Source organism: Halopseudomonas formosensis (assembly GCF_900115905.1).
GTDB classification, from domain to species: Bacteria; Pseudomonadota; Gammaproteobacteria; order Pseudomonadales; family Pseudomonadaceae; genus Halopseudomonas; species Halopseudomonas formosensis.
This window is the reverse complement of record NZ_FOYD01000003.1, coordinates 169,532-182,217: the sequence shown is the minus strand read 5'-3', so window position 1 is coordinate 182,217 and position 12,686 is coordinate 169,532. Positions and strand designations below refer to the sequence as shown.

Sequence of the window (12,686 nt, the reverse complement as noted above, 5' to 3'; positions counted from 1 at the left end):
AGATGAAAAAGCGGGCGGGCATTATTGCGCGCAGCGCGGATTTCAGCCAGTCCCCGGCGATGAGTGCATAACATATTGAAAAAGAGTGAGATTTTTTTCACAAAAGGTCTTGCCAGACAACGGAAACCTGCCTAGAATGCGCCCACTTCGAGAGTAAAGGGGTGGTTAGCTCAGCTGGGAGAGCATCTGCCTTACAAGCAGAGGGTCGGCGGTTCGATCCCGTCACCACCCACCACTCGAGGTAACGCGCAGCGGTAGTTCAGTTGGTTAGAATACCGGCCTGTCACGCCGGGGGTCGCGGGTTCGAGTCCCGTCCGCTGCGCCATATCGAAAGCCCTTGAGTTAACGCTCAAGGGCTTTTTTCGTTTCCGGGCGACGTGATCGCAGTCTGTGCGGCTCTGTTGTGCACGTCACTCGGTCTGGCGACACCCCAGCCGACCGGCTGACGATTGGGGGCCAGGTGTCGAGGACGGTATTGCGGAACATCCACACCCGGCTTGCCAGAATCGGAAAAGCCCATTAGAATGCGCGCTCACTTCGAGAGAGGGTGGTTAGCTCAGCTGGGAGAGCATCTGCCTTACAAGCAGAGGGTCGGCGGTTCGATCCCGTCACCACCCACCACTCGAGGTAACGCGCAGCGGTAGTTCAGTTGGTTAGAATACCGGCCTGTCACGCCGGGGGTCGCGGGTTCGAGTCCCGTCCGCTGCGCCATATTAGAAAGCCCTTAGCTTGTTGAAAGCCAAGGGCTTTTTTCGTTTTTCAGGCTTGGTTTCATGATGTTGGCCTGCGAGTGATTTTCACTCTGTGACCAAGACGTGACTGCTCCCCTCTATTGCCTCGCCGGCTGCAACCCCTGGGTCAGCTCTGCCAGTTCGGTTTCATCCAGTGTCTCCACCTCCAGCAGACGCTGGGCGGCTTTTTCCAGAATCGCGCGGTTGTGCTGGAGTATCTCCAGCGCCCGGGCCGACACCTGTTGCAGCAACTCACGCACGGCCGCGTCCATCGCCTCGGCGGTGGCTTCACTGTAGCTGCGCTCGATGTAACTGGGCGTTCTGCCACCGAGGAAGCTGTTCTTCTCGTATTCGTAACTGACCCCGCCCAGACGCGTATCCATGCCGTAACGTGCAACCATGGAACGGGCAATATCGGTGGCCCGCGCCAGGTCGTCCGCCGCGCCCGTGGAAAGATGGTCAAACACCAGTTTCTCGGCGGCACGCCCGGCCAGCAGCACGGCTATCTTGTTGCGCAGCTCCGCTTCGGTCATCAGGAAGCGGTCCTCGGTAGGACGCTGAATGGTGTAGCCCAGCGCACCCACGCCACGCGGAATGATCGAGACCTTGTGCACCTGATCCAGCCCCGGCAACGCCATGCTTACCAGCGCATGTCTCATCTCATGGTAGGCGACGATTTCCCGCTCGCGGGGGTTGATCAGACGATTGCGTTTTTCCAGGCCGGCGACGATGCGTTCGATCGCACTGGTAAAATCTTCCATGCCCACCACCTTGGCACGCCGGCGGGTGGCAAGCAGGGCGGCTTCGTTCACCAGATTGGCCAGGTCGGCGCCGGAAAAGCCGGTGGTCAGCGCGGCAATATCGTCCAGTGCTATGTTGTCGGCCAGTAGCACCTTCTTCATGTGAACCTTGAGAATCTGCACCCGCCCGGCACGGTCAGGCCGGTCCACCAGTACCTGGCGGTCGAAGCGCCCAGCACGCAACAGGGCCGGGTCGAGTATTTCCGGACGGTTGGTCGCCGATAGCAGCACCACGCCCTCACCCGGATCGAATCCATCCAGCTCGGACAGCAACTGGTTCAGGGTCTGCTCGCGCTCTTCGTTGCCGCCCTGCACATTGGCCGCACCGCGGGCCCGGCCCAGCGCATCCAGCTCGTCAATGAAGATGATGGCCGGGGCTGCCTTGCGGGCCTGCTCGAACAGGTCCCTGACCCGCGCCGCGCCTACGCCGACAAACATCTCGACGAACTCCGAGCCGGAAATAGAGAAGAAGGGCACCTGCGCCTCACCTGCGACCGCACGCGCCAGCAGGGTCTTGCCCGTCCCCGGCGGCCCGACCAGCAGAATCCCCTTGGGCATACGCGCACCGAGGCTGCCGTATTCCTTGGGGTTACGCAGGAAATCGATCACTTCCTGAAGTTCGGCCTTGGCTTCATCGACGCCCGCCACATCATCAAATGTCACCTTGATGTCGGTCTCGACATACACTCTGGCTTTGCTCTTGCCGATCGACATCATCCCGCCCATGCCTGACTTCGCACTCATGCGCCGGATCAGGAACAGCCAGATAGCGATAAAGAACAGGGCCGGCAGCACCCAGGACAGCAGCGCGGTAAACCAGGTGTTTTCCACCTTGCCGGCATAGGTTACGCCGGTTTCACTCAGGCGCTCGGCCAGGTCGGGCGCGACCGGCGTGGTGATAAATCCGGTCTTGCCGTCCTGGGCAACCTTGAAGGTACCCCTGATGCTGGTGCTGCCGATCTCGACCTTCTCGATCACATCACGCTCGAGGTAACTCTCAAACTGGCTATAGGGGATCGACTCCACCGTTTGTGTCTGCACCCATATGTCACGCAACAGGACCACGCCCATTACCGCAAACAGGACATACCAAAGGTTGATCTGATTACCACGATTCATGATTGCGCTCCGGGCGATTTGGGAATGCGGAATCCGGGGAATGCCCCCGCGACACTGATATAGATAGGACTGCCATGATTGTGCCAGAGATAGCCGCATAAAAAACGCCCCGCTGCACCTTCCGATGCCAGCGGGGCGTAATTACCCGACAGTAGCGTCCGGACAGCCCTTACGGCTGTTTGGTGGTACGCAGGTAAGGCAGCTTGATGTCGATCTCGCCGAATTTGGCTTTGGCCTCGTCGTCGTTCAGGGACAGGGCAACGATCACATCCTGACCTGCTTCCCAGTTGGCCGGCGTGGCCAGCGGCACCTTGTAGGTAGCCTGCAGCGCGTCCAGCGCACGCAGCACTTCAGCGAAGTTGCGGCCTACCGACATCGGGTAGGTCATGGACAGTTGCAGCTTCTTGTCCGGGCTGAAGATAAATACCACCCGCACGCTGGCAGAGTCCGCTGCGGTGCGGCCGTCCGGCAGGTAGGCATCAGCCGGCAGCATGTCCAGCGCCTTGGCAACACTCATGTCATCGTCGGCGATGATGGGGAAGGTGGCCGGCGCACAGCAATATTTCTCAATGTCGGCTTTCCATTCCACGTGCTCATCGACGCCGTCTACCGACAGGCCGATAACCTTGGTGTTACGCTTTTCCCATTCTGCAGCCAACTGCGCAACCGCACCGAACTCGGTGGTGCACACCGGCGTGAAATCTTTCGGGTGACTGAACAGAATGGTCCAGTTGTCGCCAATGAAGTCATGCAGGGTAAAGTTCCCAAGGTCGGTCTTCAGATCCAGGTTGGGTACTGTGTCATTGATACGAAGTGCCATTTCTCTTTCTCCCATTACTGCGCACATGCGAGTTGAAACGTATATAAGAGTAATCTAAATTAGACAACATTGAACTATGACTTTATCCATATCCAGCGGGGATGCAAGATGATTTTTCGACAACTGTTCGACACCACCTCATCCACCTACACCTATCTGCTCGCCGATGAACAGCATGGCGAGGCACTTTTGATCGATCCGGTTTTCAGTCAGGCGGGACGCGATCTGGCGCTGATCCGCGAGCTGGGACTGAAACTGGCGCTGGTGGTCGATACCCACGCCCACGCCGACCATGTCACGGCGGCCTGGCTGCTGAAGCAGAAAACCGGCTGCCGGATTGCCTCGGCCAAAGCCATCGGCGCCGAGCATGTGGATCTGCCGCTGGAGAATGGCCAGACCTTTGGCGTTGCCGGCATCGTCCTGCGTGCCATTGCCACCCCCGGGCACACCAATGGCTGCATGAGCTACGTGCTGGACGATAAATCCATGGTGTTCACCGGTGATACGCTGCTTATCCGCGGCTGTGGCCGCAGCGACTTTCAGCAGGGCAGCGCCGAGAAGCTGTACCAGTCCCTCACCGGCAAGCTGTTCACGCTGCCGGACGCCTGTCTGGTGTACCCCGGCCATGATTACCACGGCCGCACCGTCAGCAGCATAGGTGAAGAAAAAGCCTTCAACGTGCGGGTTGGCGCCGGGGCCAGCGAAACGGATTTCATCGAGTTCATGCGCGCCATGCGCCTGCCCCATCCGAAGCTGATTGACGAAGCGGTGCCGGCCAATATGCGCAGTGGCTGCCCGGAAGACGGCAAACTGCCTGCCGTGCCCGACTGGGCGGATATCCGCCTGACCTACGGCGGCGTGCCCGAGGTGGATGCCGACTGGCTGCAGAACCACCTGGACCGGGTTACCGTGCTGGATGTGCGCCTGCCCGAAGAAGCGACCGATTGCAGCACCTCCAGCAAGCTGGTGGACATCCATATCCCCCTCGACCAGCTACGCGAACGCACGGCGGATGTGCCCGGCGACAAGCCGGTGGTGACCCTTTGCCGCTCCGGCCGCCGTTCGGCAATGGCGGTGACCATTCTGCAGGAAGCCGGTTTTGAGCGGGTGGCCAGCCTGAGTCATGGCCTCATGGGAATGACCAAGGCTTGAGGGGGCCGATGACAGCTGAGCACCTGTCCCGCTGGCTACCCTGCGCCCGCTGGCTGCGACGTTACAACCGCAGCCTCGCGAGCCAGGATGCACTGGCGGCGGTTATTGTCACCCTGATGCTGATACCCCAGAGCCTGGCCTATGCCATGCTCGCCGGGTTGCCGCCGATCACCGGGCTCTATGCCAGTATGCTGCCGCTGCTGCTGTATACCCTGTTCGGCACCAGTAACACCCTGGCCGTGGGGCCGGTGGCGGTGGTCTCGCTGATGACCGCCGCGGCGCTGCAGCCGCTGTTCCCCGCGGGCAGTGCCGACTATGTCGCCGCCGCCATGCTGCTGGCGCTGATGTCCGGCGCCATCCTGCTGGGCATGGCCGCGCTGAAGCTGGGTTTCATTGCCAATTTTCTCAGTCATCCGGTGATCTCGGGCTTTATCTCAGCCTCGGGGATCCTTATCGCCCTTGGCCAGCTGCGCCATCTGCTGGGGCTCTCCGTGTCCGGCGACAATGCACTGAACATGCTGGTGAACCTGTGGCAGGCCTTGCCTGACACGCATCTGCCGACGCTGCTGATAGGCGCGGGCAGTCTGGCCCTGCTGTATCTGGCGCGTTTCCACTTCAAATCCGCACTGCAGCGTCTGGGCTGCGCCGAGGCCATGGCCGGCCACCTGGCTCGGACCGGCCCGGTGCTCACCCTGCTGCTGGCCATACTGGTGGTCAGCCTGCTTGGCCTGGCGGACGCCGGGGTCAGCGTGGTGGGGACTATCCCCGCTGGTCTGCCCGGCCTGGCGTTGCCTGCCCTGGATGCCGGCCTGGCCGTGCAGCTGCTACCGGCAGCCTTACTGATCAGCCTGGTCGGTTTTGTCGAGTCGGTGTCGGTCGGCCAGACCCTGGCTGCCAGGCGCAGGGAGCGTGTCGAGCCGAATCAGGAGCTGGTCGGGCTGGGCGCGGCCAACGTCGCCGCGGCGGTGAGCGGTGGTTTTCCGGTAACCGGCGGTTTTGCCCGTTCAGTGGTCAATCATGATGCCGGCGCGCGGACACCGATGGCCGGTGCCTTCAGTGCCGTCGGGATTGCCCTGACCGTGCTGTTTTTCACCCCGCTGCTGGATAACCTGCCCCACGCGGTGCTGGCGGCGACCATCATCATGGCGGTGCTCAGCCTGGTCGATCTCGGCGCACTGCGTCGCACCTGGGCTTATTCCCGCCCTGACGCGCTGGCCATGGCCGTGACCATGCTGGGAGTGCTGCTGGCAGGGGTTGAAATCGGTATTCTGCTCGGCGTCGGCCTGTCGTTGCTGCTGTTTCTCAAGCGCACCAGCGAGCCGCACATTGCAGTGGTCGGCCAGCTGCCGGGCACCGAGCACTTTCGCAATGTGCAGCGCCATCAGGTGATTCAGAGCCCCAGCGTGCTGTCCATCCGGGTGGATGAAAGCCTGTACTTTCCCAACGCACGCTATCTGGAAGACCAGGTAGCCAGACAGGTCAGCGAACACCCCGGCGTGCGCCACCTGGTGCTGATGTGCTCGGCCGTCAACCTGATTGATGCCAGTGCGCTGGCCAGCCTGCAGACCATTGGCGAGCGGCTGCGGGAGGCGGGTATCCAGTTGCACCTGTCAGAAGTGAAAGGGCCGGTGATGGATCAGCTGCGCCGCTCGCAGTTCCTCGACAGCTTTGGCGGGCAGGTTTTCCTGAGCCAGTATGAAGCGCTGCGGACGCTGGACCCGCAAACCACCAGGTTGGCAAGGGGCACAGCACCCTCGCACGAGTGCTCGGCTTTGCCTGGCTGGGACTGACGTTGGCCTTGGCCCTGGTCGACACTCCGGACAGTGTAAACAGTGGCTCTGACGGGGTGCGCCAGGAAGCACAGACACAGCGCAGCGCAACCCGCGAAGTGGAGGTGCTGGAGGCAAGCGCTGCACAGCTGGCCTCGGCCTATGATCGCAACACCGTAGCGGCCGACCAGAAATACAAGGGTAAACGCCTCAAGGTCACGGGAGTTGTCGATTCGATCAATACAGACCTTTTCGGCAATCCCTACATCACCATGCGCGGTGGGGTGAATCAGTTCATGGAGCCGCAGTTCAAGCTGAGCAGACAGTACAGCGACTACGCAGCGCGTCTGGCACCAGGGATGCGGGTTACGCTGATCTGTACCGGGCGTGGCGATGTTATCAAAACGCCTATGTCGGACAATTGCGTGCCGGCGGACTGAATGTGGCTGGCCTGCACCTCAGGTTGTCAGGTAGGGCGGCATGGGTTCTTCCCTTTGCCGCCAATCTGAAGCATCATCCTGCCATTAATGAAGAGCCAAAACCGAAGACAGGGACCGTTGGTGCAGCGCTTATCGAGCGGTTTCGTGTTGGTGCAGCAGTAAAAGGACACCCCATGCAAGCCCTCTACGCCCCCGGCCGCCCGTGTTGTCATCCGCGATTGCGAAAGGTGAATCGTAATAGGCTTGCTGATGAACTATAAAAACCTAAACCCCGACAAGGCGTTGATCTGGCGGATCACCCATCGACGCAATATGCCGTGGATTTTGGCCAATGGGCTGCATGCAGTGAATAGCCAGGCTCGATCGTCGGACTGGGTGACGATAGGCAACCAGGAGCTGATCGACCGTCGAGGCTCGCGCGTGGTACCGTTGCCACCAGGTGGGATGCTTAACGATTTTGTCCCTTTCTACTTCACACCTTTTTCACCTATGCTTCTCAATATTCTGACCGGGCGGGGAGGAGTGGCTCAGGTACCCAGTACCGATATCGTTATTCTGGTCTCCAGTCTGCATCGGCTCTCAGAGCTGGGTTTGCCGTTTGTCTTCACGGATCGTCATGCGTACACCCAGACGGCGAATTACTATAATGACCTCGCAGACTTAAGATTCATCGACTGGCCTCTGCTGCAACAGCGCAATTTCAAGCGGGACCCGAACGACCCTGAGAAGGTTGAGCGTTACCAGGCAAAGGCGCTGATCTATCGGCAGGCTCCACTCCAGGCGCTGTTGGGTGTGGTTTGCAACACGTCACAGGTGAAGAGCGAGTTGGAGGAGCAGGTGGCGAGGTCGGGTGTCCAATTGGGTGTCCACTGCAGGCCTCAGTGGTATTTTTGAGGCGCGATTCTGGAGAACAGCATGATTAGTTACACCACCGGTAATCTGCTGGATGCGGACGTTGATGCGCTGGTGAACACAGTCAATACCGTAGGCGTGATGGGCAAGGGTATCGCACTGATGTTCAAGGATCGCTTCCCCGACAACATGGCTGCTTATGCCAAAGCCTGCAAAGCGGATGAGGTACAGGTCGGGCGTATGTTCGTCACCGAAACTGGCGAGCTCATGGGGCCGCGCTGGATCATCAACTTCCCGACCAAGAAGCATTGGCGGGCAAAGTCACAGATGCAGTGGATCATCGATGGTTTGGCAGACCTGCGCCGGTTTATCGAAGAGCATGAGGTTGGCTCCATTGCTATCCCGCCTTTGGGGGCTGGGAATGGTGGCCTGAATTGGCATGAAGTGAAACCGCATATCGAGCAGGCCCTGGGTGACTTGGAGGGTGTGGAAATCATCATTTATGAGCCCACTGCTCGTTACCAGAATGTTGCCAAAGCCAAGGGCGTTGAAAAGCTGACACCTGCCCGTGCCCTGATCGCTGAGCTTGTTCGCCGCTATTGGGTGATGGGTATGGAGTGCAGTCTGTTGGAAATACAGAAGCTTGCGTGGTTCCTGGAGCGAGCTATCGAGGCCGAGGGACTGGAACCGCTGAATCTGCGCTTTGTCGCCAAAAACTATGGCCCTTACGCTGACCGTCTGCGCCATTTGCTGGATGCGCTGGATGGGAGTTACTTGAAAAGCGATAAACGCATCAGTGATTCTGATCCACTGGACCCCATCTGGTTCAACGATTCCAAGCGCGAAATTTTGGAGCTGTACCTTAAGACAGAGGCCAGTGCTTACTTACCGGCCTTGGAGAGGACATCCAAGCTGATTGATGGGTTTGAATCACCATTCGGGCTTGAGCTGCTGTCTACTGTGGACTGGTTGCTGGTGGAAGAGCAGGTAGCACCTGAGCCGCAGGCGTTGCAAGAGGGTGTGAGTCAGTGGCCAGCCGGTGAGAGCTGGGCGCAACGTAAGCTGAAGCTGTTTGATCTGGCTACCCTAGAGCTGGCGCTTAATCGCCTGCAGCAGACACCGTTGCATACCGCTGTCTGAACATGATCCCAGCGGTTGCCACGGCGGCTCATGCTTTGCATCATCCGATAGCGCCAGGAGCCTCAGACCACTACACACCCTGCAAATTCCGCTGGGTCATTACAGGAGCGTGTGCCTGTTGCTGATGAAATCAACAACTCACACCAGACTCAGAAAGAACAGCATGAAGAAGGGCGCCGCCAGGGTCAGGACCAGGCCGCTGATGATGGCGGTGGGCACGTGCTGGTAGTGGCAGGCCTGGCGGACGAAGGGCAGGGTGGTGTCCATGGCGGTGGCGCCGCAGACGCCGATGCTGCTGTTGGCAAAGTTGCGGCCCAACAGGAACACCACTGTCAGTCCGATCAACTCGCGCATCAGGTCGGTGAGCAGGGCGACGCTGCCGTAGGCGTCACCCAGGTGCTGTCCGGCCAGGGCGCCGGAGAGGCTGAACCAGCCGAAGCCGGTGCTCAGCGCCAGCGCCACGGGCAGGCGTTCGCCGGTCATCCAGCTCAGCAGTACGCCGCCGAGCATGGAGGCGAGCATCACCATCAGCGGGATCTTCAGCACCCGCAGGGCCAGCCAGGAGCGGTTGATGGCGACCTGGGCCAGATCAATCCCGATCAGAAACAGCAGCGCATAGAGCCACCAGGCAATGTCGAGCAGCAGGCTGCCGACCGGATGTTCCAGCCATTGCAATCGCCAGGCGAAGGCGCCGAGCAGTACCAGGCCGAAGGCGATCAGGCATTGCTTGAGCGGATGCCAGAGTCCATGCCAGCCGCCCAGGCGCTCTGTTTGCGCGGTTCCGCTTCGGTTCAGCGGCAGCAGGCAGACGAATACCACGGCGCTGAGGGTGAAGGCGTAGATTGCCGACTGCTTGAGCACCTGCATGCCTGACGCCAGCGTACTGAAGGCCGCCCCCGACTCCATGCCGATGATAAACAGGATGACCCAGACCACTGGGGTAATGGCACCCACCAGGGGCGTGACCACGGGCTTGGGCAGTCGTTTGCCGGTCAGGTAGCCGATCAGCAGCGACAGGAGAATGGGCAGTACGGTGGCGAAGATGTTGGATAGATGGGCAGACACGGAGCAGTTCGATCAGAAATGAAGCTGGAAAGCAGCGGGCTGGCATCGCGTTTCGATGCAGCGGGGCACTATAGCGCACAACGGCAGCGGGTGGGTAATGGGCGCAGGGTAGCCGGGGAGTGCTGTCTGGGACGGGAAAAGCAAAAGGGCTCGCATGGCGAGCCCTTTCTGGTTACCGCAGGCGTTGACGGATCAGGTATCCGGCGTGGCCTCGACCAGTTTGCGTGCTTCTTCCAGGTGCTCCTTCAGCTTGGGCAGGGTTTCCCGGGCGAAGGCGGCGATCTCGGCGTCTTCGGAGCGGGAAGCCCGCTCGAACAGTTCGATGGTCTGCTCGTGGGCGTTGACCTGATTGTTGGCGTAGGCGGCGTCGAAGGACTCGCCGTCACGGGCCTGCAGGATCAGGGTCTTGGCCTTGTCCATCAGGGTGGCTTCGTCAGACACTTCCAGCCCCTTGTCCGCTGCCAGCTTGGCCAGCTTCTCGTTGGCGGCGGCGTGGTCCTTGATCATGCGTTCGGCGAAGGCGCGAACCTGATCATTCTGGGACTGTTCCAGCGCCTTCTGGGCTGATTCGATCTCGGCCACGCCCTTGGCGGAGGCTTCGTCGATGAAGTCTTCAGCGTCGATGCTGTCGCGATTGGCGTCGGTGCCTGCCATGCCGCCATCGACCTGATCGCCGTTGCGGATCGCACCAGTGGTATCGGCGCTGCCGCCATCACCGGTGGTAGCCGGCGTGCCGGTCGGGCCCGAGGTCTGGGGGGTACCACTGCCACCCGGATCCTGAGCGAAGGCCGGTTGTGCAACATAGCCCAGGGCAACCGTCATGATGGCGGTAGCGAGCAGTTTCAGATGCGTCGGTTTAGAACTCTGCATGTCTCACCTCTGCTTTCTTATGAACGTACTTGAATAGAGGCGCTGGGTTTTTCAAGGTTCAAACAGAATTGCACCAGCGCGTCAATTCAGATGGCCGATGCGGTCGCCGATGACCATTTCGCTTACCCAGCTGGTCAGGATATCGGTGTAGGCCTGCTGGCAACGCTCGCTAGACAGGCTGTGGTCGGCGCCGTCGATGATGCGGTGCGTCATGGAATGGGAGCGCTGGAAGGCAGCGCGGTAGCTCATGATGGTGGCATGGGGTACATGCTCATCATGCTCGGATTCGACTATCAGCACGTCACCGCTGAAGGCGGCGCAGGCGCTCAGGGCCCGATTGGTCTCAGGTGCCACACGGCTGTTGCGGTACTCCATCAGACGCGCCCGCTCCAGCTGTTGCTTGGGGGTGTCCCACTGTTCGTCCCAGTACAGGGCCGGCACGCGCATGGCCAGCCAGCGCACCGGGCGCAGGGCTGTCAGGATGGCCGCCAGATAACCGCCGTAGCTGGTTCCGATGACCGCGATGCGCTCCGGGTCGGTGGCCGGGTGCTGGATCAGGCGGTTGTAGGCGGCCAGTATGTCCTGCAGGTTCTGCTCCCGCGTGACCGACTGGCGGTACTGCAGGGTTTTCTCATGGCCGCGCATGTCGAAGGTCAGGCACACACAGCCGAGCCCGGCGATGTGCCACCCGCGCTGCATGTCCCGCGCCTGGCTGCCGCCCCAGCCATGCACGAAGAGAATGCCGGGCATGCGCTGCTGAGGGGCCAGCAGGGTGCCGGCCAGGGTCTCGTTGTCGACCTCGAGGTCTATGGGGTGACTGGTGGCTGCCATGGTCTGATGCTGACTCCTTTGGTAATGGGTCCGACCTCGGGGTCGTTACCCTGGTAGAGGATGCGCCCCTGCGGTGGTACAACGGGATTCTTGCCGTAGAGCTCCCAGCTGCTGGCGCAGAGATGCTGCAGGTCGGGGTCGGCGGCAAAGGCCAGCAGGGCCTGGATCTCCGCGCTGCTGGCGCCGCCGATGCGCCAGGACTGTTCCAGCACTCCCATCACCTGCTGTCCCGTGGGTGCCAGCCCAATGGCTACATCACAGTTGCGCCGCGAGGCGATGAAGGGCTTGAAGCTGACCTCGGCCGCCTCCTCGTAGCAGCGGGTCTTGGCGATTGCCAGGCGAATCAGTGGCGATTGGAAATGGTCCCCCAGGCAGCTGTAGCCGCCGCGCACCAGCCACAGGTCCGACCCTCCGTAGACGGTCGCGCCGTCGTTGGCGGTGGTCAGGCGCTGCTGCCCGAAGTAGCTCAGACACCAGGGCCCGACCCGCAGCTGACCGACGCTGTAGGTGCTGACCTGTGTGAGATTCTGCTCGAGTACCACCCCCTGCTCGCGGAGCAGATCATCGGGCAGCTCATCCAGCCAGGCCTGCAGTTGCCGTTCATCGTGCAGTACGCACTGCCCCCGACCGGCCCGACCCTCCACCAGTTTGGCCCGCAGCGGCCCGGCTGGCAGAAGCAGTCGGCCGGCGCGCAGGGCGTCACGCCGGTCGAAGGCACTGTAGCCGGGCAATACTGCCCCCGCGGCACGTGCAATGAACTCGCTGCTCCAGCCCTGCGGAGCGGTGGCGTTGCTGTCCACCAGGGGATGGGAAATCGCCTTGCCAGCGACGAAGGGATGGCTGACCACTGCGCCATACAGATCCAGCTCGGTGGCTATCCCGGGTTGCGGCGCGATCAGGGTGGCGTCCGGGATGAGATAGCAGCTGGTGCTGTTCGGCAGCATGCTGGCCGCGCCGAGAAAGGGCAGGCGCAGCACCTGAGCCAGGGATTGCGCCAGTTGATGCTGCACCACGCGCTCGTGCTCGGCACAGGCCGCCCCCGTGCGCAGCAAGAGTACGCCGCGCACGGGGGCGGCAGGCGGGTCGGCCATGTCGCA

The 12,686-nt window shown here is 61.2% G+C and carries 11 protein-coding genes and 4 tRNA genes; 9 read left to right on the top strand and 6 right to left on the bottom strand.

Going from position 1 to position 12,686, the window contains the following annotated elements; all coding sequences use genetic code 11:
- Positions 1-159 precede the first annotated feature (159 nt).
- The 4 genes from BM046_RS06170 to BM046_RS06155 all read left to right on the top strand — a co-directional run bounded on the left by BM046_RS06170 (position 160) and on the right by BM046_RS06155 (position 711).
- Positions 160-235: transfer RNA gene (locus BM046_RS06170), tRNA-Val, on the top strand.
- Between the two features lie 13 nt (positions 236-248).
- A tRNA-Asp gene (locus BM046_RS06165) sits at positions 249-325 on the top strand.
- 220 nt (positions 326-545) lie between these two features.
- Positions 546-621: transfer RNA gene (locus tag BM046_RS06160), tRNA-Val, on the top strand.
- 13 nt (positions 622-634) lie between these two features.
- Positions 635-711, top strand: a tRNA-Asp gene (locus BM046_RS06155).
- A 118-nt stretch (positions 712-829) separates the two neighbouring features.
- Here BM046_RS06155 and ftsH read toward each other — a convergent pair.
- Positions 830-2,650, bottom strand: a complete 1,821-nt coding sequence (gene ftsH / locus BM046_RS06150; RefSeq protein ID WP_090538056.1) for an ATP-dependent zinc metalloprotease FtsH — start codon at positions 2,648-2,650, stop codon at positions 830-832.
- 169 nt (positions 2,651-2,819) lie between these two features.
- Positions 2,820-3,470, bottom strand: a complete 651-nt coding sequence (locus BM046_RS06145) for a peroxiredoxin (protein ID WP_090538054.1) — start codon at positions 3,468-3,470, stop codon at positions 2,820-2,822.
- Between the two features lie 108 nt (positions 3,471-3,578).
- On the opposite strand from BM046_RS06145, the gene BM046_RS06140 reads away from it, so the two are divergent.
- From BM046_RS06140 to darG, 5 genes are all read left to right on the top strand, one after another.
- Complete coding sequence (locus tag BM046_RS06140) at positions 3,579-4,622, top strand: MBL fold metallo-hydrolase (RefSeq protein ID WP_090538052.1); 1,044 nt, start codon at positions 3,579-3,581, stop codon at positions 4,620-4,622.
- A gap of 8 nt (positions 4,623-4,630) precedes the next feature.
- A complete protein-coding gene (locus BM046_RS06135; protein WP_090538049.1) occupies positions 4,631-6,412 on the top strand; it encodes a SulP family inorganic anion transporter in 1,782 nt (593 codons plus the stop codon).
- Positions 6,413-6,420: 8 nt separating this feature from the next.
- A complete protein-coding gene (locus BM046_RS06130; RefSeq protein WP_177197803.1) occupies positions 6,421-6,831 on the top strand; it encodes an OB-fold protein in 411 nt (136 codons plus the stop codon).
- Between the two features lie 249 nt (positions 6,832-7,080).
- Positions 7,081-7,725: a type II toxin-antitoxin system toxin DNA ADP-ribosyl transferase DarT gene (gene darT / locus BM046_RS06125; RefSeq protein WP_218150004.1), complete on the top strand. Its 645-nt coding sequence runs from the start codon at positions 7,081-7,083 to the stop codon at positions 7,723-7,725.
- A 21-nt stretch (positions 7,726-7,746) separates the two neighbouring features.
- Positions 7,747-8,823, top strand: a complete 1,077-nt coding sequence (darG, locus tag BM046_RS06120) for a type II toxin-antitoxin system antitoxin DNA ADP-ribosyl glycohydrolase DarG (RefSeq protein ID WP_090538043.1) — start codon at positions 7,747-7,749, stop codon at positions 8,821-8,823.
- A gap of 138 nt (positions 8,824-8,961) precedes the next feature.
- Here darG and BM046_RS06115 read toward each other — a convergent pair whose 3' ends face one another.
- The 4 genes from BM046_RS06115 to BM046_RS06100 form a co-directional block, all read right to left on the bottom strand.
- Positions 8,962-9,888, bottom strand: coding sequence for a LysO family transporter (locus tag BM046_RS06115; RefSeq protein WP_090538041.1), 927 nt, complete (start codon positions 9,886-9,888; stop codon positions 8,962-8,964).
- A gap of 192 nt (positions 9,889-10,080) precedes the next feature.
- Complete coding sequence (locus tag BM046_RS06110; protein ID WP_235818579.1) at positions 10,081-10,758, bottom strand: DUF4142 domain-containing protein; 678 nt, start codon at positions 10,756-10,758, stop codon at positions 10,081-10,083.
- A gap of 81 nt (positions 10,759-10,839) precedes the next feature.
- Positions 10,840-11,589, bottom strand: a complete 750-nt coding sequence (locus tag BM046_RS06105; RefSeq protein WP_090538038.1) for an alpha/beta hydrolase family protein — start codon at positions 11,587-11,589, stop codon at positions 10,840-10,842.
- Positions 11,565-12,680 carry a DUF3182 family protein gene (locus tag BM046_RS06100; RefSeq protein ID WP_090538036.1) on the bottom strand — a complete coding sequence of 372 codons (1,116 nt, stop codon included), beginning with the start codon at positions 12,678-12,680 and terminating at the stop codon, positions 11,565-11,567. Before BM046_RS06100 ends, BM046_RS06105 begins: the two co-directional genes overlap by 25 nt.
- Between the last annotated feature and the right edge of the window lie 6 nt (positions 12,681-12,686).

What these genes read in the sequence shown, in the direction of transcription:
- ftsH (WP_090538056.1), bottom strand. Translation starts at nt 2,650, where the DNA reads ATGAATCGTGGTAATCAGATCAACCTTTGGTATGTCCTGTTTGCGGTA.
- BM046_RS06145 (WP_090538054.1), bottom strand. Translation starts at nt 3,470, where the DNA reads ATGGCACTTCGTATCAATGACACAGTACCCAACCTGGATCTGAAGACC.
- BM046_RS06140 (WP_090538052.1), top strand. Translation starts at nt 3,579, where the DNA reads ATGATTTTTCGACAACTGTTCGACACCACCTCATCCACCTACACCTAT.
- BM046_RS06135 (WP_090538049.1), top strand. Translation starts at nt 4,631, where the DNA reads ATGACAGCTGAGCACCTGTCCCGCTGGCTACCCTGCGCCCGCTGGCTG.
- darT (WP_218150004.1), top strand. Translation starts at nt 7,081, where the DNA reads ATGAACTATAAAAACCTAAACCCCGACAAGGCGTTGATCTGGCGGATC.
- darG (WP_090538043.1), top strand. Translation starts at nt 7,747, where the DNA reads ATGATTAGTTACACCACCGGTAATCTGCTGGATGCGGACGTTGATGCG.
- BM046_RS06110 (WP_235818579.1), bottom strand. Translation starts at nt 10,758, where the DNA reads ATGCAGAGTTCTAAACCGACGCATCTGAAACTGCTCGCTACCGCCATC.
- BM046_RS06105 (WP_090538038.1), bottom strand. Translation starts at nt 11,589, where the DNA reads ATGGCAGCCACCAGTCACCCCATAGACCTCGAGGTCGACAACGAGACC.
- BM046_RS06100 (WP_090538036.1), bottom strand. Translation starts at nt 12,680, where the DNA reads ATGGCCGACCCGCCTGCCGCCCCCGTGCGCGGCGTACTCTTGCTGCGC.